The 26,670-nt window shown below is 47.0% G+C and carries 26 protein-coding genes; 11 read left to right on the top strand and 15 right to left on the bottom strand.

All coding sequences use genetic code 11. The features are described from left to right. Positions 1–87 precede the first annotated feature (87 nt). Genes ccmD through ccmA form a run of 4 tightly spaced genes read right to left on the bottom strand, consistent with a single transcriptional unit; the run spans position 88 to position 2,327 of the window. Complete coding sequence (gene ccmD / locus WH43_RS11150) at positions 88–288, bottom strand: heme exporter protein CcmD (protein WP_053424671.1); 201 nt, start codon at positions 286–288, stop codon at positions 88–90. Then, positions 288–1,040, bottom strand: a complete 753-nt coding sequence (locus tag WH43_RS11145) for a heme ABC transporter permease (RefSeq protein WP_053424670.1) — start codon at positions 1,038–1,040, stop codon at positions 288–290. The genes ccmD and WH43_RS11145 overlap by 1 nt, the downstream gene beginning before the upstream one ends. Before the next feature lies 1 nt (position 1,041). Continuing rightward, on the bottom strand, positions 1,042–1,707 hold the full coding sequence (ccmB, locus tag WH43_RS11140) for a heme exporter protein CcmB (RefSeq protein ID WP_053424669.1): 666 nt from the start codon (positions 1,705–1,707) through the stop codon (positions 1,042–1,044). Next, positions 1,701–2,327, bottom strand: a complete 627-nt coding sequence (gene ccmA / locus WH43_RS11135; RefSeq protein WP_286049678.1) for a cytochrome c biogenesis heme-transporting ATPase CcmA — start codon at positions 2,325–2,327, stop codon at positions 1,701–1,703. The genes ccmB and ccmA overlap by 7 nt, the downstream gene beginning before the upstream one ends. 171 nt (positions 2,328–2,498) lie before the next feature. On the opposite strand from ccmA, the gene WH43_RS11130 reads away from it, so the two are divergent. Both WH43_RS11130 and WH43_RS11125 read left to right on the top strand, forming a co-directional pair. Next, the gene (locus WH43_RS11130) at positions 2,499–4,409 is read left to right on the top strand and encodes a hypothetical protein (protein ID WP_152342832.1); all 1,911 of its coding nucleotides are present in this window, start codon (positions 2,499–2,501) and stop codon (positions 4,407–4,409) included. A 5-nt stretch (positions 4,410–4,414) separates the two neighbouring features. After that, positions 4,415–4,744 carry an EscU/YscU/HrcU family type III secretion system export apparatus switch protein gene (locus tag WH43_RS11125; RefSeq protein WP_053424666.1) on the top strand — a complete coding sequence of 110 codons (330 nt, stop codon included), beginning with the start codon at positions 4,415–4,417 and terminating at the stop codon, positions 4,742–4,744. On the opposite strand, the gene WH43_RS11120 is transcribed toward WH43_RS11125, so the two are convergent. From WH43_RS11120 to WH43_RS11070, 11 genes are all read right to left on the bottom strand, one after another. After that, complete coding sequence (locus WH43_RS11120; protein WP_053424665.1) at positions 4,741–5,031, bottom strand: hypothetical protein; 291 nt, start codon at positions 5,029–5,031, stop codon at positions 4,741–4,743. The genes WH43_RS11125 and WH43_RS11120 overlap by 4 nt on opposite strands. Continuing rightward, positions 5,028–5,732: an aspartate/glutamate racemase family protein gene (locus WH43_RS11115; protein WP_053424664.1), complete on the bottom strand. Its 705-nt coding sequence runs from the start codon at positions 5,730–5,732 to the stop codon at positions 5,028–5,030. The genes WH43_RS11120 and WH43_RS11115 overlap by 4 nt, the downstream gene beginning before the upstream one ends. Positions 5,733–5,845: 113 nt before the next feature. After that, on the bottom strand, positions 5,846–6,040 hold the full coding sequence (locus WH43_RS11110) for a hypothetical protein (protein ID WP_053424663.1): 195 nt from the start codon (positions 6,038–6,040) through the stop codon (positions 5,846–5,848). Between the two features lie 159 nt (positions 6,041–6,199). After that, positions 6,200–7,141, bottom strand: a complete 942-nt coding sequence (gene rluB, locus WH43_RS11105; RefSeq protein WP_053424662.1) for a 23S rRNA pseudouridine(2605) synthase RluB — start codon at positions 7,139–7,141, stop codon at positions 6,200–6,202. Between the two features lie 3 nt (positions 7,142–7,144). Continuing rightward, a complete protein-coding gene (scpB, locus tag WH43_RS11100) occupies positions 7,145–7,726 on the bottom strand; it encodes an SMC-Scp complex subunit ScpB (RefSeq protein WP_008898391.1) in 582 nt (193 codons plus the stop codon). 38 nt (positions 7,727–7,764) lie between these two features. Beyond that, positions 7,765–8,586: a segregation and condensation protein A gene (locus WH43_RS11095; RefSeq protein ID WP_053424661.1), complete on the bottom strand. Its 822-nt coding sequence runs from the start codon at positions 8,584–8,586 to the stop codon at positions 7,765–7,767. A gap of 39 nt (positions 8,587–8,625) precedes the next feature. Then, positions 8,626–9,246: an L-threonylcarbamoyladenylate synthase gene (locus WH43_RS11090; protein WP_053424660.1), complete on the bottom strand. Its 621-nt coding sequence runs from the start codon at positions 9,244–9,246 to the stop codon at positions 8,626–8,628. 58 nt (positions 9,247–9,304) lie between these two features. Continuing rightward, positions 9,305–10,168 (bottom strand): RNase RNM, encoded by an 864-nt coding sequence (rnm, locus tag WH43_RS11085; RefSeq protein WP_053424659.1) that lies wholly within the window; start codon positions 10,166–10,168, stop codon positions 9,305–9,307. 122 nt (positions 10,169–10,290) lie between these two features. Next, positions 10,291–11,685 carry a glycoside hydrolase family 30 protein gene (locus WH43_RS11080; protein WP_053424658.1) on the bottom strand — a complete coding sequence of 465 codons (1,395 nt, stop codon included), beginning with the start codon at positions 11,683–11,685 and terminating at the stop codon, positions 10,291–10,293. 12 nt (positions 11,686–11,697) lie between these two features. Beyond that, positions 11,698–13,197, bottom strand: a complete 1,500-nt coding sequence (locus WH43_RS11075) for a tryptophan halogenase family protein (protein ID WP_053424657.1) — start codon at positions 13,195–13,197, stop codon at positions 11,698–11,700. 15 nt (positions 13,198–13,212) lie between these two features. Next, positions 13,213–15,969, bottom strand: a complete 2,757-nt coding sequence (locus WH43_RS11070) for a TonB-dependent receptor (RefSeq protein WP_053424656.1) — start codon at positions 15,967–15,969, stop codon at positions 13,213–13,215. Between the two features lie 445 nt (positions 15,970–16,414). Between WH43_RS11070 and WH43_RS11065 the strand changes: the two genes are divergently transcribed. The 9 genes from WH43_RS11065 to WH43_RS11030 all read left to right on the top strand — a co-directional run bounded on the left by WH43_RS11065 (position 16,415) and on the right by WH43_RS11030 (position 26,664). Further along, positions 16,415–17,584 (top strand): AraC family transcriptional regulator, encoded by a 1,170-nt coding sequence (locus WH43_RS11065; RefSeq protein ID WP_053424655.1) that lies wholly within the window; start codon positions 16,415–16,417, stop codon positions 17,582–17,584. A 515-nt stretch (positions 17,585–18,099) separates the two neighbouring features. Further along, the gene (locus tag WH43_RS11060) at positions 18,100–19,680 is read left to right on the top strand and encodes an anthranilate synthase component 1 (protein WP_053424654.1); all 1,581 of its coding nucleotides are present in this window, start codon (positions 18,100–18,102) and stop codon (positions 19,678–19,680) included. After that, a complete protein-coding gene (locus tag WH43_RS11055) occupies positions 19,677–20,276 on the top strand; it encodes an aminodeoxychorismate/anthranilate synthase component II (RefSeq protein WP_053424653.1) in 600 nt (199 codons plus the stop codon). The genes WH43_RS11060 and WH43_RS11055 overlap by 4 nt, the downstream gene beginning before the upstream one ends. Next, complete coding sequence (gene trpD, locus WH43_RS11050; protein WP_053424652.1) at positions 20,273–21,307, top strand: anthranilate phosphoribosyltransferase; 1,035 nt, start codon at positions 20,273–20,275, stop codon at positions 21,305–21,307. The genes WH43_RS11055 and trpD overlap by 4 nt, the downstream gene beginning before the upstream one ends. Then, positions 21,300–22,406 carry a bifunctional indole-3-glycerol-phosphate synthase TrpC/phosphoribosylanthranilate isomerase TrpF gene (gene trpCF, locus WH43_RS11045; RefSeq protein ID WP_286049676.1) on the top strand — a complete coding sequence of 369 codons (1,107 nt, stop codon included), beginning with the start codon at positions 21,300–21,302 and terminating at the stop codon, positions 22,404–22,406. The genes trpD and trpCF overlap by 8 nt, the downstream gene beginning before the upstream one ends. Continuing rightward, the gene (locus WH43_RS20680; protein WP_286049675.1) at positions 22,367–22,681 is read left to right on the top strand and encodes a phosphoribosylanthranilate isomerase; all 315 of its coding nucleotides are present in this window, start codon (positions 22,367–22,369) and stop codon (positions 22,679–22,681) included. The genes trpCF and WH43_RS20680 overlap by 40 nt, the downstream gene beginning before the upstream one ends. After that, a complete protein-coding gene (gene trpB / locus WH43_RS11040; RefSeq protein ID WP_053424651.1) occupies positions 22,674–23,891 on the top strand; it encodes a tryptophan synthase subunit beta in 1,218 nt (405 codons plus the stop codon). The genes WH43_RS20680 and trpB overlap by 8 nt, the downstream gene beginning before the upstream one ends. A gap of 10 nt (positions 23,892–23,901) precedes the next feature. Beyond that, positions 23,902–24,702, top strand: a complete 801-nt coding sequence (gene trpA / locus WH43_RS11035) for a tryptophan synthase subunit alpha (protein ID WP_053424650.1) — start codon at positions 23,902–23,904, stop codon at positions 24,700–24,702. A 564-nt stretch (positions 24,703–25,266) separates the two neighbouring features. After that, the gene (locus WH43_RS11030; RefSeq protein ID WP_053424649.1) at positions 25,267–26,664 is read left to right on the top strand and encodes an undecaprenyl-phosphate glucose phosphotransferase; all 1,398 of its coding nucleotides are present in this window, start codon (positions 25,267–25,269) and stop codon (positions 26,662–26,664) included. Positions 26,665–26,670: the final 6 nt, after the last annotated feature.

The following is a 26,670-nucleotide window of genomic DNA, read 5'->3' as shown; positions in this document are numbered from 1 at the left end:
TGCATACAACATGGCGCCAATGGCACCACCTAACAACAACACAAAGGCCACGACAGCCACTAAGCGTTTTTGACGTCTCGGATTCATCTACTTCTCTCTCTCCTGATGTTGCCGCACCCTTTGCTCCCGCGCTGCTTTGGCGCGGATTTGTTGTTGTATTTGTTTATGTTGTCGCTTGCTGTACCACCACAAGCCCAGCAACAACAGATAGGTAGAACCAAAAGATAACCAGACAAAAAGCGCGTAACCGCCCATAGACCAAAAGTCTGCCCAGGATGTAAAAGCCATTAGCCTCGCTCTCCTTGTTGTTGATCCACCCACTGCCGGACCCAAGGTCTGTGCTGTTCAAAAATTAAAATCTGACTGCGTAAACGTAAACAGGTTAAAGCCGCTAACAGCAAGGCAAAACCTAAAAGGCTGATCAAAAGTGGCCATAACATCGAGGGATCAATCGAAGGTTTAGCAAATTTAGTAATAGTGGCGCCTTGATGTAGGGTGTTCCACCACTCAACAGAGTAATGAATGATAGGCAGATTAACCACGCCCACTATCGCCAGTAAGGAGGCGACTTTGATACCGCGGGCTGCTTCTGAAAAGGCGCCGGCAAGCGCAATCACACCCAGATATAAAAACAACAACACTAACTCGGAAGTTAAACGTGCATCCCAGACCCACCAGGTGCCCCACATCGGCTTGCCCCAGGCAGCGCCAGTCAATAATGCGATGACGGTGTAGACAGCGCCTATAGGTGCAATCGCCAATACAGCCCATTGTGCAACACGAATTTGCCAGACCAGACCTATAAAAGCAGCAATGGCCATGCTGCTGTAAGCCCCCATGGACCAAATGGCTGCAGGCACATGAATGTAAATAATGCGGTAACTATCTCCTTGCTGATAATCCGAAGGGCTAAAGGCTAAGCCCCAAATATTACCGAGCAGCAATGTAAACAAAGCCAGTCCCATCAAATAAGGCAATAAGCGGCCACACAGATGGTACAAAGTTTCAGGTTTAGCATAAGGATCTAACCAACGGAACATACTACCCCACATTCATTCGAAGCGCCTGACGCACGGCCAGAGGCACCAGCGCTAAGGCAAACAATAAAAAAGCTAATAATACAGCCAACTGCCCTGTGTAAGGCAACGCTGTGGCTGCGGCTTCCATAGCACCGCTGGCAAAAATCAGCAGTGGAATATACAAAGGTAAAATAATCAGCGCCTGCAGAATACCGCCTTTATCTGCAGCCATAGTCAGCGCCGCCCCCAGCACACTCAGCAAGCTTAATACGGGCGTACCCAGTAATAGGGTCACTACTAAAACCTGCCAACTTTGCCAATCAAGCCCCAATAACACAGCAATAAGCGGAGAGACCAACACTAAGGGCACACCGGTCGATAACCAGTGACAACAAATTTTGGCCGTGACATAACTAAACAATCCCTGACGACCTGCCACTAACTGCTCAATCACCCCATAACGGTAGTCATCTTTAAACAAACGTTCAGCCGATAACAACACACTTAACAGCGCCGCTATCCAAACCAAACCTGGCGCTATTTGTTTTAACATGCCGGGTTCAGGACCTATCCCAAGCGGAAACAAGCTCAAGACCAATAAAAAAAACACCAATGGATTCAGCCAGTCGGCCTTTTGCCGCCCCAACAGCTGTAACTCACGTTGAACTAAAGCGCGCCACATCACCATCTGTACTCCAGTTCTATCGCCTGAAGTGCCGGATAATCAGCTGACAAGCTCTGGTGGCTGGTCAATACAATAAGACCACCTTTGGCAAGATGCTGTAAAAAATGCTGTTCCAGTGTGGCGATCAACTGCTGATCCAAAGAAGTAAAAGGCTCATCCAATATCCACAAAGGTTTCGTGCTAAACCACAAACGAGCTAAAGAGACGCGACGCTGCTGACCGGCAGAGAGCATAAAACAAGGAATATCTTCAAGACCGGCCAAGCCCAGAGAGCCCAACAACTGATAAGGATCTGCCACAGCTTGTTCAGATAACGCCGACCAGAAGGCTAAGTTTTGTAAGGCTGTGAGCTGCGGGTGAATACCGCTGTGGTGGCCAATAAACAGCAACTGCTCGGCAAACTCTTCGGATTGCCCGGACAGAGGTTTACCGCGGAATAAAATCTGACCGTCTTCAGGCAAAGTTAAACCAGCCAGCAGTCGCAACAGCGAACTTTTACCGGCACCGTTTTTTCCTTGTATATAAAGCACTTGCCCTGCACTTAACTGAAAATTTAAGTTTTCAAACAACACTCTGTCCTGGCGGACACAGCTTAATGCTTCGGCGGCCAAAATTATCGACAAAGGGCAAACTCCCAAAAAAAGTCGCGGCATCTTAGCATATTGGCAATAGAATACGAATGCGCTATAACCTTGAAACAGCGGGCTTTATAGAAATTAATGTTTTAGATCAAAACCACAAGCGCCGATATAATAGAGCGAAGACCTGATGGCAACCAATGGATGTACAGCCCAGTGAACCAGATCACTCTAGATAGTGCGTTAAGTGCCCAAACCAAAGGGTCAGTACCTGCTGCTGTGCTGGTAGAAGAACATAACTATCAGGCGCTGCTGAATATTGGCAAAGATGGTATAGGCCAATTAAAGCTGCAAGGCCCGTCGGGTATGGTACTGATCCAGGATGCAAAACTGAATTTACCGGCCTTACAAGGGCAGCTAATGGTGCAATTAACTCAGGCTTTGTCAGGTCAGTTGCAATTAAAACTGAGCCAAAATGGGCCCCAGCCCATGCCAGTACAACTGACTCAGCCGCAATTGCAACAATTGGTAACCCAACTCAGTGCGCACATTTCAACGCAAACCAATTCCCAACTCAGTGCTCAACTCGCGACACAGCTGCAAACACAATCAAGTACTCATCTGGCAAAAGTTGTACAAGTGCAGGTACAAATTCAGCGCCAGGATCAGCAACTGATCTTGCAATTGGGACAAACTAAAGTGCAGTTGCCTTTACCTGCCGCCTTGCAAAGCTTAGCTGCCAACCAATGGCTGGATGCCAAACTGCAATTAAAAGCCGGACAGCTCAGCCTGGTGCTGCCCAAAGCGGCCTTACTGCCAACGACTGCGGATCCAAAAGCTGCGCCTGAATTGCTGACGGTACCGCTTAAAACTGAATCTACATCGCTCCCCCAGAAAAGCCAGCCTGTAGCAGCGGCACAAACTCCAACTCAGATAAAAACACCTGTTGCTGGCTCCGCACAACAGCAAACTATTATTCCGTTGCCTGCCCCAGTGCAGCAGCGGATTTTGCCTTTGGTCGTACCGCAGTTAACCAATACATTATCAGGCACAGTATTGAGTTTAAATGAGTTAAAACAACTGCCTTTGCCCGCAGCGACCAAACAACAACTGGCCGATCCGCACTATCAGCTGCAACTCACGCCGCAAGGTCAGCTACAACTCAAAGCTATCCCTGAACAAAAAACCATAGTGATTGAAGCTCAGCCTAAAGTGGTGCAGCTACAAAGTTCTAAAACAGAAACAAACCAGGCGGTGTCAGGCCCAATCGAAGCCACAAAGTTTATAAAACCTCAGGTAGAACCGGCAGTGCTGAATCAGGCCTGGCGCCAGTTATTGCCTATGCTGGATCCGCAGTGGGAAAATCTGGCTGAAGTACCGGAGTTGCCTGAAGCAGTCAAAGCTATTTTACAGTTAGTACGTCAAAGCCAGCCGGATGCCAGCAAACTAAGCAATCTGGCACAGCTACCGGCTCAGTTGCAGGCCTTGTTGCAATTTAATCCACTGCAAAACGTCACTATGCCGCAAACCGCAGCTGGTACTCTGGCGGTCGCTATTCAATTATTGTTAGGCCGTCTGGGACAGACCCTGCCGCAAAATGACAAAGGGCCGAATAAAGATCATAAGCTCAAAGAATTTGTCGCACAGCTCGATCACAGCCAAAGTAGTCAACTGCTGAAACAACTATCCAGCCAAAGCTCTTCAATGCAACATGCTCAGCTCGCGACTCTGGAGCAACAAAGTAAAGATCCGTTGCAGCAGATTTTCTTGACCTTGCCGATTCAAAATCAGCAAGTCTCAGACTTTTGTCAGATAGCCATCAGCCAGCAAGAGGAAGAGCAGGAAAAAGGCAAAGGTAAATCTGTGGCCTGGCAGTTGTCGATGAAATTTGATTTAAAACAGCTGGGACAATTGTTGGCGATCAGTAAATTATCCGGTTCGTCTTTGTCGTTGCAGTTGTATACCGATACCAGCACACTAAAACTGCTGGCCGAAAAATACCTGCCGCTATTAAAAGACAGATGCAAAGCTCAGGGTATTGATGTTAAAGAAGCCCATTGTCAGCTCGGCAAAATTCCGGATAGCTTAATGCCAAAAACCACCAGCTTGCTGGCCATTCGGGTGTAGAACCAATGAAAGACGTGACCAAAAATTCCGATGCAATAGACATAGACGCCAGTGCTGTAGCCCTGGCTTATGATGGCAAAAATGCACCCCAAATAGTTGCCAAAGGCCATGGCGAACTGGCACAGGACATTATTGCCACAGCCAAAGAGCATGGGGTGTTAGTGCATGAAGATGAAGAGCTGGTCAAAGTATTGCAACGTATTGAACTTGGTACAGATATCCCCAAAGAGCTCTACATCATCATCGCCGAGCTCATCGCCTTCTCTTATGTGTTACAGGGCAAATTCCCGGACGAGTGGCACAATATTCACCAGCGTATCGATTTAAAAAGCTAACTTTCTCTCGTATCACTGACCAGCATAGTGCGACTGGAGGATACCGCCGGATGAGAAATTTGCACCTGAATGTCGCTGATTAACTGATGCAGATCTGACTCTGCAACAGTTGCGTTCATCTGCAGCTGAAACTCCAGGCAAGCATGACCATGCCAATTGGTTACACCTAATAAATCCCAGTCCAAAAGCTGCGGATGACTCAAGGTATGACCACAGTCCCGCGCTACTTCATCTAAGTCGGCGTCATCATCCGACAAATCCACTTCGAGGTATAAATACAACATCATCGGTCTTCCTGCTCCAAGGCAAAGTCAGCAGCTTTTTGTGCATGCAAAAAAGTCGTATCAAATAACGGCACGGCGCAGTCCTCAGCGCTTACCAATAAAGCTATTTCAGTGCAGCCTAAAATAATAGCTTCTGCGCCTTGTGTCACCAAATCAGCCATGATTTGTTGATACTGCAGCCTTGAATTTGAATTCACCACACCAAGACACAATTCCTGATAAATCACCTGATGCACTAAAGCTCTGTTCTCTTCATCCGGCACCAGCACCTCTAAACCATAAGACTCGGTCAGACGTTTTTTATAGAAATCCTGCTCCATGGTAAAGCGGGTGCCTAATAAAGCGACTTTGTTCAAACCTGCCAACTGAATAGCTTCGGCCGTAGCATCAGCAATATGCAACAGTGGAATAGTCACGGCAGTTTCAATCACAGCGGCAACCTTATGCATGGTATTAGTACAAAGCACTAAACAATCAGCACCAGCAGATTGCAGTTTAACTGCTGCTTCAGCCAATAATTCACCTGCTTTATCCCAATCGCCACTGCGTTGCAACGCTTCAATGTCGGCAAAATCCACGCTATATAAAATGATTTTGGCGCTATGCAGGCCGCCCAGTTGCTGTTTAATGTGCTGATTGATCTGACGGTAATAAGGAATAGTTGACTCCCAGCTCATACCGCCTAGTAAACCTATGGTTTTCATTAAAAGTTCTCGAGGGTAATGACGGAGTTACAGTAACAAGGCCGGCCACTATAAACAACAAACCCGTTGACGACTGCAACGGGTTTTTATCATTCACGCAGAATAGGTAGTGCTTAGTAATAAATATCCGCTTTTTGATGCAGCTGAGGTTCGTCCTGCAGATCATCAAAAGAGACAGCTATATGCTGATCTTTATTATCCAGATCAGACAAATACACAGCTCTGTCCTGTGCATCAATCCAGCTCACTACACCTATGCCTTTTTTGGTTTGGCACACCATGCCTAATTTCAGCTCAAGTACGTTCATCTTACTTCTCCTCAGGCTTCGTCATTTAACTTGTCTGTTAAGTTAGACGCCCAAAGATATCATTATGATGTCCGACCAGATAAATTAATGCTAACTGAATGAAATAAGGTGAAATTTAGTTCGGGTCAGAGTGTTTCCCTGACCCGAAACAGCGCAAAATCAGATACGGGTACGTTTTTTCTGAGTTTGTTTGGGCTTTTTCGCTTTGGCTTTGTCAGCTGCTGCAGCTTTTTCCGCTTTCACCACTTCAGGTTTCACACCCGACTGCACCATGATTTGATGCTTACGTACCGCACGCTTAATGCCTGCCATACGACGACGACGCTCATCGCGGTCTTCCGGCTTCATTAAACTTGTCGTCTCTGGCGACATCTGCACCAATTTACGTAAATAGTTTACCTCTTCCAGCGGGTACTCAGCATAACCACCAGCTGGTAAATGTTTAGGCAGTAATAAATCACCGTAACGAATACGGATCAAGCGGCTAACCACAGCGCCCTGAGATTCCCACATCCGGCGAACTTCGCGGTTACGGCCTTCCGTCAACACTACATGGAACCAGCGGTTAATACCTTCGCCGCCCATAGACTTCACTTTTTTGAAGTTGGCTTTACCATCTTCCAGCTCAACACCAGTCCGCAGTTTTTGGATCATCGCATCGTTGACATCACCAAATACCCGCACTGCGTATTCACGTTCAACTTCAAACTTTGGATGCATTAAACGATTGGCCAGCTCACCGTCTGTAGTGAACAGCAATAAACCGCTGGTATTAATATCTAAACGGCCTATGGCTATCCAGCGAGAGTCTTTAATTTTTGGCAGGCGGTCAAATACCGTAGGACGACCTTCCGGATCGGTACGGGAACAAATTTCACCTTCAGGTTTATGGTAAGCAATAACCCGGCACACCTGTTCCGCTTCAGCGGCAATTTTGACCGGATGTCCATCGACCCGCACTTGTTGGTTGGCATGAATACGGTCGCCTAAATGCGCCACTTTGCCATCCACAGTCACACGTCCAGCACTGATGTATTCTTCCATCTCGCGGCGGGATCCAACACCGGATCGCGCCAGCACTTTCTGTAGTTTTTCACTCATGATTTAATGTATCTCTTCAGTCATCACGACTGGGTTAAAAAAATCCGGCGTTGCCTGAAACTCGGCCAGAGCAGGTAAATCGCTTAAATCCTTTAAGCCAAAATAATCTAAAAATGTCGGCGTGGTGGCATACAAACCAGGACGACCCGGTACTTCTTTATGCCCCACCACTTTGACCCAACCGCGGTCGAGCAGCGTTCGCATAATCTGACTGCTGACCGTCACCCCCCGCACTTCTTCAATTTCGCCGCGGGTGATAGGCTGACGATAGGCAATCAGTGCCAAAGTTTCCAGCACAGCACGGGAATAACGCGGTGAACGTTCAGGCCATAATAGCGCCAGATATTCACTTAAATCAGCGCGAGTCTGAAAGCGAAAACCAGAAGCGGTTTCAATCAACTGAATGCCCCGGCCTAAATAATCCTGTTGCAACTGACTTAAAGCCTGCTGCAAACGTTTTCGGGTTAACTCAAAACTCTCCAGCACAGTGCTTTGCAAGTCATTCACAGACAAAGGTTTATCAGAGGCAAAAATAGCGGCTTCGACTAACTGCAGCAGTTGTTGCTCGTTAATTTTTTTCGCCATGCCCTCTCCTTAGTCTGTCGCTTCAAATAAGGCCGCTATTATGAAGATCTGATATGGATTTGACCATAAGCTTCTACTTGTATCACTTGGATTAGCTTCTCTTTCACCAGCTCTAAAATAGCTAAAAAGCTGACCACTACACCCTGCCGTCCTTCGGCTAACTCAAAACACTCGGCAAACTCAAGGTAGTCAGAGCGGCCTTTGAGCAACTCCAGAATTCTGCTCATGCGCTCACGGGTGGATAAATGCTCTTTTTTAATCTGGTGATGCTGAAAATCTTTGGCGCGTTTGGCGATGTCCTTTAAGGCCAGCAAAATTTCCTGCAACGACACTTCGGGCAAAATTACATAGGGCTCAAAGTTATCATCTAACCCGGCTTTGGCAGGGAAATAATCCCGCTCCTGACGCGGCAGGCCGTCCATATCCGTAGCGGCTTTGCGGATAATTTCGTATTCCTGTAAACGCCGTACTAAATCTGCTCTTGGGTCGGTTTCTTCATCCGATTTATGGTCGTGCTGCGGCAGTAATAAACGTGATTTAATTTCCGCCAGCATAGCGGCCATGAGTAAATATTCTGCCGCCAGTTCAAAGTTCATATCCTGCATTAAATCAATGTATTCCATATACTGCAGGGTGATTTCGTTGATCGGCAAATCGACAATATCAAAGCGGTGACGACGAATTAAATACAGCAGAAAATCCAGCGGGCCTTCAAAACTTTCCAACAATACCGACAGCGCTTCAGGCGGAATATACAAATCTTCCGGCTTATCCAGCACAGCCTCGCCGCGGACAAAAGCCAGCGGTAAAGGCTGCTGTATTGTCAGGCTGGCAAAGCTGTCGGCGAGTGGCTCAGACATTACTGCCCCACAGGTACGAAACGAAGCTCTAACCCAAATTTAAATGAAAGCACTGCTATCGCCTGCCCCCTGACGTATCAGTACCGGATTGTCTTCGGACAAATCAATCACTGTGGTGTGGTTTTCAGCGATTACGCCACCGTGAATAATTAAATCCACCTGACGCTCTAATTGATCGCGCATTTCTTCCGGGTCGGATTCGGCAAAGTCATTGCCAGGCAACACCAGTGAGCTCGACATTAAAGGTTCGCCCAGCTCTTCCAAAAGCGCCAGCGCAATTTTGTTTTGCGGAATACGTAAACCTACGGTTTTTTTCTTGTCGTTTAACAAACGCTTAGGCACTTCTTTGGTGCCCTTTAAAATAAAAGTATAAGCGCCAGGGGTATGGTTTTTGATTAAACGAAAGGCGCTGTTTTCCACCTTGGCGTACACAGACAACTCAGAAAAATCGCGGCACATCAGGGTAAAATGATGCTCTGTGTTCATCTGGCGGATTTGTAAAATACGCTCAAGCGCGGCTTTGTCACCTATATGACAGCCCAGTGCATAACCTGAATCTGTAGGGTAAATCACTACCCCACCTTGTTGAATAATATGCACAGCCTGTTTAATTAAACGCTGCTGTGGATTTTCAGGATGAATATAAAAAAACTGGCTCATAAAACTCTTCTTATTTTTTGTGCGCGTGATTAAGCAATAGCAATAAATTTGTTAAAAATCAAGATGAAAGCTGTACTGACTTGGGCTCAGGCAACTGCCAGTCCTGCCATACCGGAATGACATCGTCGGTAAAATACAATTGTCTGCCCAGCTCATTCCAGGGCGTTTCCTGATGAAAATCTGAACCGGCAGAGGCGGTTAAACCAAACTTCTGGCATAGCATCCAAACCTGGCGTTTTTGCACAGGTGTCATCTGAGCTGAAGCCACTTCTATCGCCTTGCCACCAGCGGCAGAAAACTCTTCAGCTAAACGGGTTAACCAGCGGCCATTGAGTTTGTACTTCAGCGGATGGGCTAAAACCGGCGTACCACCTGCGGCTAAAATCCACTGCACAGCCTCTTGCAGCGGCACCCAGTTATTTGGCACATAGCCCGTATTGCCGCGGCTTAAATACTTTTTAAACACAGTATTCATCGAGCTGGCTTTGCCAATCTGCACCAGATAACGGGCAAAGTGAGTGCGGGTTAAGGCGGCGCCATTAGCAATTTTGAGTACGTTTTCCAGCACGTCCGGTATTTTGTTTTTCTCTAAACGGCGTGCCATCTCTTCGGCCCGCTCTACCCTGCGCTGTTGCTGCGATGCCAAATGCTGTAAAAACACCGGACAATCGGTATTGATATTCAAACCCACAATATGAATTTCAAACTCGTACCAACTGGTCGAGATTTCCACACCTGGGATCAGGGTCAAAGGCAGCTGTTTTTCTGCAATAGCGGCACGGGCTTCTGCCAGACCAGCAATAGTATCGTGATCGGTAATAGCCAGCACATCCACGCCTTTACTGACGGCGCGTTCAACCAGTTCGGTTGGGCTTAATACGCCATCTGAGCAATAAGTGTGGCTGTGTAAATCAATTTTCATGGGAAAGGCTGCCTGACTAAACGGCCGTCATTGTGCCATACAATGCTCTTCGCGACCAGAAAGACGCTCGCCCTTTAGCTGCAACTCTCAAAGCAGCAAAAACTAAAGGACTTTTCTAAGCTTTAAAGCACCAGACTTAATACAGTGCGTGGAGGTAACTTTACCGAATACGGCTGTAAAGCGCCTTTGAGCTGCAGATTAAAGCTTTTAGCATCCTGCGTAATGTTTTGTACGATCAGCGCATAACGGCCATCAGGGCGCAGATAAGCCACATGACGAATATCCTGAGTGGATACTGAATCAATACGCACTGAGCCCTGCGGCACGACTTTAGTGGCGTGGGCAATAATGTAATAAGCCACATTACGTTTCACCTGCTGCCCCTCAATAGTCAAAGCCCCCAGACACAAACTGCAGCCACCTTTGGTATGAGGCTGCAGCTTAGCGTCTGAGCTTAAGTTCCATTGCAACACATTGCGGGCCCAATGCCGTGGCGCACCAATAATTAAATGTTCGATATGCCACATCAAAGAATCGTTAAAATCTGAATTGGCACCCACCCACTGCTCGGTAAAATAAATGTTTTTATCCGGATGCGCCTGTTTTAGCTTGTCCAACTCTTCAATGCTGCCGTTGTATAAATGAAAAGCTGAGCCATCGATATAAGGCTTTGCCTCTTTATCGTTCAGCACAGTAATGGGGTATTCCACATGATCAGCATTGTGATCATAAATAATAATTTTGGTGTCCAGTCCGGCTTTTTTAAACGCAGGCCCCAGATGGTTTTTAATAAAGTTGGCCTGATCCCAGGCATGCATCAATAAGCTTGGATTGTTGCCTGGATGCAGTGGTTCGTTTTGCACTGTCACAGCATCCAGATGAATACCCTGCTGCTGCATCGCCTGAATATACTTCACAAAATACAGCGCATAGCTGCCAAAATGTTGCTCCAAAAGCTCGCCACCTATAGTGGAATTGTTGCTTTTCATCCAGGCTGGCGGCGACCAGGGGCTGCCCAGCAGTTTAATCTTCGGATTAATCGCCAAAATTTGCTTCAACACCGGGATCAGATACTTTTCATCCCGCTTTATTGAAAACTGTTTAAGTTCAGGATCCTGCTGGCCTTCAGCTAAGTCGTTGTAGCTAAAAGGTTCAGGATCTAAATCCGAAGCACCAATACTGATGCGTAAATAACTGACCGCCAGTCCTTGCGCACCAAACAACTCTTGCAGCAAGGCGTTGCGATTCTCTGCGGTTAAGCCCATCAGATGCATAGCGCTGCCGCCTGTCAGGGTATAACCAAAGCCGTCCATCTGTTGAAATTGCTGCTCTGTATTCAGTTGCAACAGCGGCAGTTCTTTATTGAGCGGCTGCTGCCATAACGCAGTTTCAGTACTTAATAACTGTTTTTGATCGGCGCTGGATAAATAGCTTGTTGTTGCCGCACTGGCGGTAAAAGGCAAAACAAATGCCCAAACCAGAGCAATCAGCTCCAGCTGTGTTTTCAACGACTTCATAAATAACCTCTGTTAATGCGCGGCAATACCGGCAATAAAATCTGTATGTGTTGGCATTTTTTCGACACAAGCGCTAATGACATGGGCAGTGGACGCGGCAAAATCAGTGATTTGGGCCAGAGTTTTATTATCCACCATAGGGTCGTAACGCTCTGGCATCATGCGCTGACCTAACAACACCTGCACCCAGCTATCTTCACGAAACAGCTCATCGGCCACTCGATGCACCCGGCCATAGCTCTGAAAAATGTCCAGTTTTTGCTGCAATGAGTCAGGCACTGTCATCTGTTTTAAGTAACGCCAGTACTCACTGTCATCCCGCTCTGTCACCTTATAATGCGCAATAATAAAATCACGGATCTGCTCCATTTCCTGAGCGGCCAACAGGTTGTAATGATCGGTATTGGCCTTAGCAAAACTGCGATCGGGAAACAAATTCACCAAGCGGGTAATGGCGGTTTGTACCAGATGTAAGCTGGTCGACTCCAGCGGTTCCAGAAAACCACTGGATAAGCCAATAGCGACACAATTACCCACCCACATTTGCTTGCGTTTACCTGTAGTAAAGCGGATCAGCCGCGGATCTACACTTGCTGGCAGCTCAAGTGTCTGCAGCAAGCGTTGTTGGGCTACATCATCACTGGCATAAGCCGAGCTAAACACCAGCCCGTTACCAGTGCGGTGTTGCAGTGGAATACGCCATTGCCAGCCAAACTCATGTGCCGTAGCACGGGTATAAGGCGGCAAGGGGTTCAAGGTCGCCGAAGGTACAGCCCATGCGCTGTCATTGGGTAACCAGTGGCTCCAGTCGTCGTAGCCCACCCCCATAGTCTGACCAATCAATAAAGCGCGCAAACCTGAGCAGTCGATAAATAAATCCCCTGCTACCTGACGACCATCTTCCAGCAACAGATGCCGGATATGACCACTGACCGCATCCCGCTCCACATGCTTGATCACCCCCTCATGCCGAATTACACCGCGCTTTTCACTTAAGCTGCGCAGATAACGGGCATACAAACTGGCGTCAAAATGGTAGGCGTAGGCAATTTCACTGACAGGTGACTTAGGTTTGCCAGGATCAGCTGGCATAAACTTGTGCTGCTGCGCCATCTGACTGGCAATACAGTAGTGCTCAAAAGGCAAAGCCAGACCTTGTTGTTTTAGCTTTAACCAGTACTGATAAAAACTCAGCCATTCCCACTGTCGGCCCAAAGCGCCAAAGGCATGAAAATAGCTGTCGCCTTGTTGCCCCCAGTTGGCAAACTCAATACCTAATTTAAAGGTGGCGCCTGTTGCGCGAATAAACTCCTGCTCGTTTATGCCGCATAAATGGTTGTAGAGTTTAATGGCAGGAATAGTGGCTTCTCCTACTCCTACAGTGCCAATCTGCTCGGATTCCACCAGTTCAATCCGATAACGCTGCCCGGTCAGTTTCGCCAGCAAGGCTGCGCTCATCCAACCGGATGAGCCGCCTCCGACGATCACAATGGTCTGAATAGGTTCAAGCATTGTGTCGTCCTTCTGCTAAAGCTTGTAGCTGACACCAAGCAGGAACTGCCGGCCGTATTCTTCATACACTTCCGGGAAGTAACTGCCACCGCCTTGCAAGGTATTTAGACGAGTGGTGTAAGGTGAGTTCGTCAGGTTATTCACCTGCATCAACAAAGTGATGCCGTCAAAACGGCCTTCGTCAAAGCTGTAACTTAACTGAGCATCCACTTGTTTATCCGCCAGTACTTCAGTGTAACCACGGGTGGCAAACAGCTGCACCACCTCACCACGGAATTCAGAGCGGTAGCGCTGACTCACCCTGGCTGAAAAGCCATTTTGCTCGTAATAGAAAGTTAAATCCCGTACCCGATCAGACAAGCCAGGCAACTTGCTTGATGTACCAGGGCCGTCCGGCTGGATACTCGAATCTGACCAGGACTGACTACCAATAAAACCAAAACCTTCCAAAGCTGTTACATAGTTGCCAATATCTATCGACATACTCAGCTCCAGCCCTTTGATATTTCCGCCCTGACCATTGGCTGGACGGCTCATATTGCCAATAGGACTGATAGGTTCGATAGTGGAGTTATTGGGTGCATTGGAAAAATCAAAGTCAAAATTCTGGGTGTAGATATAGCTGTCGAGCTTTTTATAAAAAGCACCAGCTGCAACATAAGTGCTGCCATCCAGATAAGCTTCGTAGGTTAAATCCAAAGCTTTAGCACGCCATGGTTCCAGTTCAGGGTTACCACTGCTGCCGCTCCAACGCCGTGAATCCACACCTACACCAGCGGTAATACTGGCGCGCATTTCATCCATGCGCGGACGCGCCATAGTTTTACCAGCCGCAAAACGGACAAACTGATCCTCCAGCACTTCCAGACTCAGGTTAATAGCAGGCAGCACATCGGTATAGGAAGCACCGGTTTCAACCTGAACTAAAGTAGCCGGGTTGTCCGGGTCATAATCGCTGGCAAGGAAGCCGCTAGACAGCTGATCGGTTTGCACTACTTGCGTACCAAAGTTACCTTTGAGCGGTAAACCAAAAACTTCGGTATCCAGATTAGCCCGCAGATAACTGGTCAGCACTTCTTCATCCACACCCCAGGCTTTATTCCATCTGTTGGTATCCAGAATAGGTTTGATGTCGTAATACCGATCGACCGTTGGCAAAATATCGTATGAAATCACGCCCGGAATACCGGCAAAAGCCAGTGAAGTTGGGCTCACGAGTAGGGATGGGTCGATAGAAACCGGCGCTCTGTCATTTTTCAAAAACAGGTCGTTATCGTCTACCACTTTATCTTTGGTGCGTTTGGTGAAGTTCATGCCAAAATCGATAGAGCTAAAATTAGCACCGAGTTTGGTGTCTGTTAAATCGTAACGGGCACTGGCTTCGGCTTCACGGATTTGCTCTTTGACATGAGGGAAACGAATTGCACCGTCATGACCCCAACCGCCCCATGGCGCCGGGTCGCTCAACTGCACCTGATTGACATCAGTGTAATCTGTTGCAGGCGTATAGGTTGGGAAACCATGAGGCACTAAATCAAACCCAATGGAGTCGAAACCACCATTGTTGATACCAGCATAAGTTTCTAACACCTGTTCGTCACGCTCTGAGCCTGAATAGGATAAATCCAGCTCCAAAGTCCAGCGATCCACTGTGTAGCTGGTGTTCCAGCCTATGGCTTTTAGCTCATCTTCCCGGGTATTGTTGTCATTACGCAGCACAGGACGCAGGTTGGTCGCAGTACCGCTTTGCACCACTTTAGTGCCGCCAAATTCAGTAAAAGTAGGATTCTCAAACTGCATGCCGTCACCTGTCCACTGGTTAGTGAACCACATGGCACCACGCATAATTTCATCTTGTTCGAATTTGGAGTAGTAAGTATCTATAGTACTGTGCAGCTGATCGTTGGGCTTAAATTCAAACACAGCCATCACACCATCACGCACCTGACTGCGGGCTACGGCTGTGACTTCCTGCCCGACTAAACCTAAAGCATCGTCATTGTCAGTGCCTTCCAGCGCAGTATCGACAGTATTCCATTCCCAGGCTTTGTAATGCTTGACCTGAGTGGGCGTATCCATATGAGCAAAACCAATGGCCAGGCCTATAGTGTCGTCGGCAAACTGGTCAATATAAGACACACTGCCGCGCCAGCCATTAGCTGACACTTCAGGATGCATTTGGTCAAAGGAGCTTTTTTCACCCCGCAGGTTCATCATCACGGTTTGCTCGCCATGAGCCAAAGGCCGGATGGTGCGCATATCCACAGTGCCTGATAAGCCCATACCTGCTATAGCTAAATCTGAGGTTTTATATACCACAGCCCCATTAATCAGCTCTGAAGGGTACTGATCGTATTCCACAGCCCTGTTATCACCAGCACTGGCTTGTTGGCGGCCATTAAGAGTAGTAGTTGAGAAATCCGGTGCCAGACCCCGAATAGAGATCACCTGCACCCGACCATTGACCCGCTGTCCTGCCAAACCAGGTAAACGGGTCAGAGATTCGGCAATACTCTGATCCGGCAATTTACCTATATCCTCTGCCGATACCGCCTCAACGATAGAGCTTTCATTCTTTTTAATATCAATAGTGGATTCCATACTACGACGGATACCCATCACCGAAATAACTTCAATTTGTTCATCAGCTTTTGCTTTCGCTGTGGTCTCAGTACCCGTTTGTTGAGCTATTGCCAGCGACGGCAACAAAGTCACCCCAACGGCCAATCCTAAAATCTGCTGAATAGCACTGCCTAATTTTGTCTTTTTCATCTTGATGTATTCCTTCCCCTGTTGATGCCGGCTTTGCACCTTATTTATTTAGTTATGCCGATTTGACCCTACCCCAAGGCTCCGTACTTGTCGTTTGAAACAGGTCGAACGCGTTAAAAAAATTCAATTATGCAGGTTCGAATAAAGTCGAACCAACAATCAGAACCATTAACCAATTGAAATTATTAAGCTTACGCTCAAAGCCTCCGACTATAAAATTTGTTAAATTAATCACAGTTAAAAAAAGCGCTGTTCTTAAAAAACCTGTGCTGACTCAAACTACTTTGATTTTTACCGCAGAAAAATGCCTGCGACTAATGTATCAGTAACTGCCTCTACAAAGTCCTTGCCCTTCCCTGGTGACAGAGGCATAGTAAAGCTCTGATTGCACCGAAGATGTGCAAAACCATAACGAAAACAACGACAAACGCTGACGACACCCTCTATGGATACCATTCTGTTTAACTTCCATGACCTGCTGATGGTGGTCACGGCTTTTGAATCTTTGCTGTTGGCCTTACTGCTGGCGGCTTCGACACCAAAATCGTCTTTAAGTAACTGGCTGTTGGCTGCGTTTTTGTTTTGTCACTTTTTGATCCCATTGCATGAACTGACCTTCTGGGGCAAATTATTCCGCATCTGGTTGCTGGATATCTCACCTAACATCTTTTTTCTGTTTAGCTACGCCTACTTTTTAGATGGTCCTTTGCTGTACTTCTTTGTCCGGGCTTTGCTGTATAAAGATGTGCGTTTGCAGCGAAAACATCTGTGGCATCTAACGCCCTTAGCACTGTACGCTTTGCATATGCTGTGGAATTTTTACTCGCTGGATCACGCAACCCGGCTTGATCTGATTGAAAGCCAGCATATCGCCTACTCGTCACCCCATTTGTATTTCGAAGCCTTGGGCCGTTTTGTCCGGGTCGGTTATGTGATCTGGTGTTTCCTGCTGGTCTGGAACTACCGCAAGCAATTAAGGCATGAACAAGCCGATTTAAAAACTGCAGATATCGCCTGGTTAAAATTGATGCTGCTGTCCTTTCTGGTCATTTTTGGCTGGGATAGCGCTTTGCATTGCATCAAACTTTATGGCTTATTCACCAACAACTTTGATTTAGAGCTGTTGAATGTGGTGGGTTTATCCAGTTATTACCTGAACTTTATTGCGTTGAATATTTTGATTTTTTTACGTTTTACCGCATTTTCCAGCGTCAAACCTGTCAGTGAACAACCATGGTATGAAGCCAAAGAAGAGCAAAACCCGTTATCTGATCCGCTGATAGTGCAAAAGCTGGAGCAACTGATGTTGCAACAAAAGTTTTACGCCAATCCGGATATTACGCTGGACAAGCTGGCCGAAGCAGCGGGTTATCCGGCAAAAAAAATATCGCTGACGATTAAGCAAGCCTACCAGCTGAATTTCTATGAGTATGTAAACAGCCACAGGATCAACGCTGCAAAAAAACTACTGGCGGACAAGAGCCCTGACGCCAAAACCATTACCGACATTTACTACGAAGTGGGTTTTAACAGCAAATCTGTGTTTAATACTTTTTTTAAACGCCTGGAAGGGGTAACTCCCAGCCAATACCGAGAAAAGATGACGTCCGGATAATAGCAACACTTATGGTAATGCCATCAGAGACCTCAGCATCGCCCTAAAAAACTTAGCCATCTATCCACTTATACGTATTTTTTTGGGTTTATAACCAAACAGAGCTTGACGGCCATTTGATTTCAGGGTTTTATAGAGGCGTTTTCAAGACAACTGAATTAGAACGGATTTATAGCCAATGCAATTTCAAACAACAACTCAAACTCACATTTGGTGGTGGCATACTCCTTAACGGGCGTGTGGAGGCGTTGTATTCGCTATAAAACCAGGCCCGTTTCGAAAGATGCGGGCCTTTCGTTTTCTTAGGGTTGGTAAAATTTAATAACAGGAAAAACAATGATGAATTCTCAAGTAACACGTTGGCACTGGTGGCGACTTCCTGTTTAGCGGGCCGGACAACTATTGTCCGAATACAGCCAAAAAGCCCGCTTAAAGCGGGCTTTTTTTATATGGCCAATACTTCGCGTTGTTAAAAATCGTTCCTGACGATTTTTTATAAGAATTTAGGATTAGTGATGAATTTACAGCAAATTACTACCACCACAGGACAAGTGGCCAGCTTCAGCCAAACTCTGAGCATTCAGCCTGATCCGCTGCAAAGCTTCAGAGCTTTAACCAGCCAGGGCCAAATGGCGTTGTTACTGGAATCGGCTGAAATTGACAGCAAAAACAGCTTAAAAAGCCTGATGCTGATTGACGCAGCTTTGCGTATTGAGTGCAATTCCTTAGCAGTAAAAGTTGAAGCCTTAACTGACAACGGCAAAACGCTGCTGCCTTATCTGGCGTCTTTGCTACAAGGCAAAGCAGAGCTGGAGCTTTCCCCTACTCTGTTACAGGTGCAGTTTGCCAAAGCCGACCCGCTACTGGACGAAGAAAGCCGCTTGTTGCTGCCGAACTCTTTAACTGTATTACGTTTGCTGCAACAGCAGTTGCAGAACAACAGCGACGAGCCTTTAGCCATCTTTTTAGGCGGTGTGATAGGTTACGACTTAGTCGCCATGGTGGAAGATTTACCCCAAGTGCCAACCGCTGAAAACCAATGCCCTGACTACCTGTTTTATCTGGCTGAAACTTTATTAGTGGTCGATCATCAGCTGGGTAATAGCCGTCTGATTGGTAATGTGTTTTGTGGTGCGCAAGCCCAGCAGCAGTATTTTGTGATAGGTCAGCGCCTATCAGAACTGCAGCAGTTATTACAGCAAGCAGCAGAGCCAATAGCAGCAACAGAGCCTGCAGCCAAAGCTGAAGTTAAAGTCGATATCAGCGACGCCGACTTTGTCGCCCAGGTCGAAATGCTGAAACAAAACATTGTGGCTGGTGATGTATTTCAGGTGGTGCCGTCGCGTTGTTTCAGCCTGCCCTGCCCTGATCCACAGGCCGCTTACGCCAAACTCAAACAACAAAACCCAAGTCCTTACATGTTTTACCTGCAGGACAGAAACTTCAGCTTATTTGGCGCTTCTCCTGAATCAGCATTGAAGTATGAAGCTCATACAGCCCAAGTTGAAATTTACCCTATAGCTGGCACACGCCGCCGTGGTTTCGCTGCAAACGGCAGTATTGACCGTGACTTAGACAGTCGCATTGAACTGGAACTGCGTCAGGACGAAAAAGAAAAAGCCGAACATTTAATGCTGGTCGACTTAGCCCGCAACGACGTCGCCCGTATCAGCGTGCCGGGCAGTCGTTATGTCAAAGAGCTGCTCAAAGTCGACCGTTACTCCTATGTAATGCACTTAGTCTCTCGTGTGGTTGGTACTTTAAAACCAGAACTGGACGCTTTGCATGCCTATCAGGCTTGCATGAATATGGGCACTTTAGTAGGCGCGCCCAAAGTGCGGGCAGCGGAACTGATTCGTGGTGTCGAGAAAAAACGTCGTGGCAGTTACGGTGGCGCAGTAGGCTATTTAGCTGGCAATGGCGACTTTGACAGCTGTATTGTGATTCGTTCGGCTTATGTGCAAAACGGCACAGCTTATATTCAGGCCGGTGCTGGTGTGGTGTACGACAGCGTAGCGCAAGCCGAAGCCGATGAAACCCGCAGCAAAGCTCAGGCTGTGATTAACGCTATTCAATCTGCAGGAGCTGCCGTATGAGCGTTGTGTACCTTTTAGATAATTTAGATTCGTTCAGCTACAACCTGGTCGATGAAGTCGCGCAATTAGGCTTTAGCTTAAAGCTGTACCGTAATACTGTGCCTGCGTCTTATATCTTTGAAAAAATGCAGCAAGAACAACAGCCTGTCGTCTTATTGTTATCGCCAGGTCCAGGCGCTCCCTCACAAGCGGGCTCAATGCCGGAGCTCATTTCGCTTTGTGCCGGCAAATTTCCTATGCTCGGTATTTGTTTAGGTCATCAGGCGCTGGTGGAACATTATGGCGGTGTAGTAGGTCGAGCCGGTGAAACAGTGCATGGTAAAACCTCCATTATTACTTTGAATGACCATCCGGTATTTGGCGCTTTACCTAAACAATTCCCTGTGGCGCGTTATCACTCGTTAATGGCGACTGAAGTACCAAATTCGTTACAAGTCATTGCTGCTTATCAACATATTCCAATGGCTATAGTGCATGAAGAGCATAAAGCTCTGGGTTATCAATTCCACCCTGAGTCTATTCTGACCACTTTAGGTAAGCCTTTGTTAAAACAAAGCCTGGATTACTTAATGAAAAACCAGGGAGCCATAGCATGAGCCTTTCCTTATTAGAACTGGTACAAAAAAGCCTGAAAGGCGAAGCCTTATCCTTCGAACAAAGCCATGCCTTTTTCAGCGCAGTCGTCAAAGGTGACGTCGAACCTGTGTTACTGACAGCGCTTTTGGTCGCGCTGAAAATGCGTGGCGAAACGGCCGATGAAATTGCCGGTGCTGCCGCTGCGATGCGCGAAGCTGCAACAGCGTTTCCAACATCTGTGGCAGGCGCTATCGACTGTTGTGGCACAGGCGGCGACGGCTCCAATACCATCAATATTTCCAGCACTGCAGCTATTGTTGCCGCAAGTATGGGGTTGCCAGTGGCCAAACACGGCAATAGAAGCGTATCCTCTCAGTCCGGCTCAGCCGACTTACTGGAGCACTTAGGCATTAATATCCAAATGAGCCCTGCTACTGCTGCCAAAGCCTTAAGCCAAAGCAACAGCAGCTTCTTATTTGCGCCTTTGTATCATGCGGGCATAAAGCATGCGATGCCGGTGCGTACAGCGCTAAAAAGCCGCACTATTTTTAACTTATTAGGACCGCTGATGAACCCGGCTAAACCTGATTTCCAGCTGCTTGGTGTCTACGATCCGGCCTTAACGGGCGTGATGGCAGAGGCTCTGCAGCAATTGGGTGTCAAAGCAGCCTGGGTGGTGCATGGCAGCGGTTGTGATGAAATTGCTTTACATGGTGTGACTAACGTCAGCGCTGTCACCAGCACAGGGGCTATTAAGCACTTTGAACTAACGCCTGCTGATTTTGGTTTACCACAAATCAGCCTGAGTGAACTGACAGGCGGCAGTCCGGCCGACAACGCCGCCGCCACACTGGCCATTTTACAAGGCCAGGGCAAAACAGCGCATAACCAGGCGGTCGCGGCAAACGTTGCAGCCATGCTGCATATCACAGGTAAAAATGGCGGCCAAGGTGCTGATTTAAAACAGCTTACACAATCTGTCCTTGAGCATTTAGCTTCAGGACAGGCTTTTTCGACATTGACGCAGTTAAGGGAACTTAGTCATGGCTAATGTGTTAACCACTATTATCGACCATAAAAAACTGGAAGTAGCAGAGCGCAAGCAGCAACTGCCACTGGAGCAGTTTAAACAGTTAGTACAACCTAGTCAGCGTGACTTTTTAAAAGCGCTACAACAAAAAGGCCCACGTTTTATTCTTGAATGCAAAAAGGCATCACCCTCTAAAGGTTTAATCCGTAGCCCTTTTGATTTGGATGAAATATCTGCCGCTTATGCTCAATATGCCGATTGTATTTCAGTACTGACCGACGAGAAGTTTTTTCAGGGCAATTACGACTATCTGGCCAAAGTGCGCGCCAAAGTAAACCAGCCTTTGCTGCACAAAGACTTTATTATCGACCCTTACCAGATTTACCTCGGCCGTTTGCAGGGTTCTGACGCTGTGCTGTTGATGCTCTCTGTGCTGAACGATCTGGAGTATCTGGAACTGGCCAAGGTAGCGAAAAGCTTAAACTTGACCATCTTAACCGAGGTCAGCAACGAAGCAGAAACGCTGCGCGCTGTGGCTTTAGGTGCAGAGCTGATTGGCATTAATAACCGTGACTTACGCACCTTAGATACCAACTTAGAAACCAGTTTTAAACTGGCTCGTCTGATCCCTAAAGGTATTACTATCGTATCCGAATCAGGCATTTACAGTTCACAACAAGTACGGCAACTGGCCAAAGTCGCAGATGCCTACCTGGTCGGTAGTTCGTTAATGGCGCAAGCTGATTTAGCAGACGCTTGCCGCTCACTGATCCGTGGCGAGCATAAAGTCTGTGGTTTAACCCGCGCGCAAGACAGCAAAGCTGTGTATGACAATGGGGCTTATTTTGGTGGCTTAATTTTTTATCCAAAATCACCGCGTTGTGTCACAGTCGAGCAAGCGAAAGCCGTACAACAAGGTGCGCCAGCACTGCATTATGTCGGTGTTTTTGTGGACGAAGCCGTAGAGACAGTAGCTGAAATGGCCAGGGATTTAAAACTAGCTGCAGTGCAGTTACATGGTGATGAATCCGACTTGTACTTACAAAAACTGCGCCCTTTATTGCCGAAAACAACAGAGATTTGGAAAGCCTATCGTGTACAACACCAGCTACCGAACTAACACGTTACGCTGACCGTTATTTGCTTGATGCTTACCATCCAACTCAAGCCGGTGGCACAGGCCAGCAATTTGACTGGCAATTATTGGACGAACAGCTGCTGGATAAAAAAGTGATGCTGGCTGGCGGTTTAACATCAGACAATGTCATAGCAGCACTTAAACATCAGGTTTTGGCCGTGGATCTTAATTCAGGCCTCGAATCCGCTCCCGGCATCAAAGATGCGGGCAAAATTCAACACGCTTTTGCAAATATCAGAGAATTCAGTCATGACTAAACTCAATTTAAACCCCTATTTTGGCGATTTCGGTGGCATGTTTGTGCCTGAGTTGCTGGTTCCGGCTTTAGTGCAACTGGAGCAGGCTTTTGTGGATGCGCAAAAGGATCCGGCCTTTATCGCCGAATTTCAGGCCTTGCTAAAAGATTATGCTGGTCGCCCGACGCCTTTGACCTTATGTCGCAATTTATCACCTAACCCGCTGGCAAAAATTTATTTAAAACGCGAAGACTTATTGCACGGTGGCGCGCACAAAACCAATCAGGTGCTGGGCCAGGCTTTGCTGGCTAAACGTATGGGTAAAAAAGATATTATTGCTGAAACCGGCGCTGGTCAGCATGGTGTAGCTACAGCTCTGGCTTGCGCCCTGTTGGGCCTTAACTGCAAAATTTACATGGGCGCTAAAGATATCGAGCGCCAGCAACCCAACGTATTCCGTATGAAGCTGATGGGCGCTACTGTTATTCCTGTCACAGCAGGTTCAGGCACCTTAAAAGATGCCGTCAATGAGGCGATGCGGGATTGGTCTGGTAGTTATGCCACCAGCCATTATTTATTAGGCACAGCAGCTGGCCCTCACCCATTCCCGACTATAGTGCGCGAATTCCAGAAAATGATTGGTGAAGAAGCCAAACAACAAATTCTTGAAGCCGAGGGTAAATTACCAGACGCTGTGCTGGCGTGCGTCGGCGGCGGCTCTAATGCCATTGGTATGTTCGCTGATTTCATTAAGGAAGAAGGCGTACGCTTAATTGGTATTGAACCGGGTGGAATGGGCATTCAAACGCACCAACACGGCGCGGCCTTAAGCACTGGCAGCTTTGGTATTTTGCATGGCGCGTACACTGCTATTATGCAAACCACTGATGGCCAGATTGAAGAGTCCTATTCTGTATCTGCAGGTTTAGACTATCCGGCCGTTGGACCGCAACACACTTATCTGCAAAGCATAGGCCGCGCTGAATATGTGGCGATTAACGACGACGAAGCTTTAGCGGCTTTCCAGCATCTGGCGAAATCTGAGGGTATTATTCCTGCCCTTGAAAGCTCACATGCTTTGGCTCATGCGCTAAAAATGGCTGCAGCAGCGACCGAACCTTTAGTGCTGTTGGTCAACTTATCAGGCCGTGGCGACAAAGACTTAAACCACGTCTACTCAATTATTGGCGAAGAGCACATCCAACCTAACAACATGGCCAAGCGCAGCTAAGGAGATTTTTATGCAACGTTATCAGCAGTTATTCAGCCGCCTTGCCGCTGCTAAACAAGGGGCTTTTGTGCCGTTCGTCACCATGGGTGATCCAGGGCTTGAGTTGTCTTTTGATATTATCAAAACCTTAATTGACGCAGGCGCAGACGCGCTGGAACTGGGTATTCCGTTCTCCGACCCTATTGCCGACGGTCCTGTCATTCAAAACGCCAATATACGTGCATTGGCCGCTGGCGTGACGCCAGCTCAGTGCTTTGAACTGATAAGCCGTATTCGTCAGTACAACAACCACATTCCTATTGGTCTGTTGCTGTATAGCAATCTGGTGATGGCGAAAGGCATCGACAGCTTTTATCAGCAGGCGCAGCAAGCAGGTGTAGATTCTATTCTGATCGCCGACGTGCCACTGCATGAAAGTAAGTTATTCAGAAACGCCGCGATGAAATACGACATCGCACCTATTTTTATCGCGCCGCCAAACATCACTGATGACAGCTTACGTGAACTGGCGTCTTACGGCCGTGGTTACACTTACCTGTTAAGCCGCGCTGGTGTCACTGGCACAGAAACTCAGGCCGCTATGCCTGCCAGCACACTGATTAATCAGCTGAAAGAATACAATGCAGCCCCTACCTTGCTCGGTTTTGGTATCTCCAAACCAGAGCATGTCAAAGCAGCTATTGAAAGCGGTGCGGCAGGCGCTATTTCAGGCTCAGCCATAGTGCAGATCATTGAAAAATATCAGGCAGAACCAGAACAACTAAAACAGCAGTTGTTTAACTTTGTCTCAGCTATGAAAGCCGCCACCTAACAATGTAAAAACGGGGTCAGAGCACATTAGTTATGCATAACTAATGTGTGCTGACCCCGTTTTCATTACAAACTTCAGTACCTTATATCGTAAAACTCTCAGCAATCCGCTTTTTTTGTAATTTTTCTGAAAATAAATTTCTGGCTTTTTAAATTTTTTTTCTGACGGATTTTCAGTTTTTTTGGCGCCAAACGAACACTTCTCAAGCAGTCTATAGATGGTAAATTTTTATCTATAAACCGCAGCAAAGCCAAAAAACCAGCAGTTTCCACAAAAAAGGGAAATGAAAAAAACCGTTAAAAATCAAATAAAAATCGTCAGCCTCGTGACAAAATCGCCCGAAAAAACTGCAATAATTGCAAAACCGATAATGATTTAATAAAATTCATCCGTTTGAATCTGTGAAAAAGATCGTTATACCTGTGTAAGGCCTTTGTCACACAATGTGGCTAAAGTCACGGGTAGGTGGAAAAATTAAAGCAAATTTTTTCGTTGTTTTAGTTTTTTTGCTGTGTAAAATCTGAGCGGCAATCTTATTGCCCCCTTAGTTAACAGGATGTAACTATGAACACGCACACAAGTTTTAAAGCTGGCGACAGCAGCTCCAGCTTCCTAAATAGACTTTTTGACATCATAGCCATAGGCGCAGCTTTATATCTGAGCCTTAAACTTTATGGTCAAGTCGTGACTACCAGTTACATTATGTTGTACTTCACTGTGATGGCTGTTTATCTGTACGCAGCGGAGTCAGTGCAACTTTACCGTTCATGGCGGGTAGGATCGTTTTCACACAATATCTTTTTTGTAGCTTTGTGCTTATTTTTAGCTTTTAGCGCAATGCTGCTTATCACTTTTGCGTTAAAAAATACCGCCAGTTATTCGAGGCTGGTCTGTGTTGGCTGGTTTACCCTGGCATTTTGTTTTTCTGCACTGTGGCGCATCGCTGGCCGCATGATCAAAAACACACTGCACAAAAAAGGCTTCAGCACCAGAAAAGTGGCCATTATTGGCTGTACCGCTAATGCCAGCCGCTTAATCACTGAAATAGCGAACAAACCAGAACTTGGCTTGCAATTTCATGGCGTCTATGACGATCGCGTACCGGATCGTCTGCCTGAATGCGGTCAATTGCTGCACGGTAAAATTGATGAATGTGTAGAGTCGGCCAGAGATGGCGCTTTTGACAAACTGTATATCACTTTACCTTTGTCAGCCGACAAACGTATTTCAGAAATTATTCAACGCTTAGGCGACACCACAGTGGATGTGCACATAGTGCCAGACCTGCTGCTCTACAACCTGATGCATGCCAGATTAGGCAACATAGGCAGTGTGGAAACTTTAAGCGTATTTGAATCGCCCTATTATGGCGCCAGAGACTGGTTAAAACGCACTTTCGATGTTGTGGTCAGCACTATAGCTTTAGTTTTACTTGCTGTTCCGATGCTGGCAATAGCTGTAGCTATCAAGCTAACAAGCCGTGGTCCTGTGTTTTTTAAGCAGGATAGGTACGGATTGGACGGCAAGCCAATCAAGGTCTATAAGTTCCGTAGCATGACAGTTCAGGACAATGGCAACACAGTTATTCAGGCGACAAAAAACGATGCCAGAGTTACACCATTAGGTGCTGTATTGCGACGTACCTCACTCGACGAATTACCACAGTTTATCAATGTATTAAAAGGCGACATGTCTGTTGTTGGCCCGCGCCCTCATGCGGTAGCTCACAACGAACAGTACCGTAAGTTAGTGGCCTTTTATATGCTGCGGCATAAAGTAAAGCCAGGCATCACCGGCTGGGCGCAAATCAACGGTTGGCGTGGTGAAACTGATTCGTTAGAAAAAATGGAGAAACGCGTAGAGTACGACCTGAATTACATCAAAAACTGGTCACTCTGGTGGGACACCAAAATTGTATTTTTAACCTTTTTCCGTGGTTTTACTGGAAAAAACGTTTACTAAAAGGGA

It is taken from the genome of Rheinheimera sp. KL1 (assembly GCF_001275035.1).
GTDB classification, from domain to species: Bacteria; Pseudomonadota; Gammaproteobacteria; order Enterobacterales; family Alteromonadaceae; genus Pararheinheimera; species Pararheinheimera tangshanensis.
The sequence above is the reverse complement of the archived record's forward strand: the minus strand, read 5'-3'. Positions and strand labels throughout refer to the sequence as shown.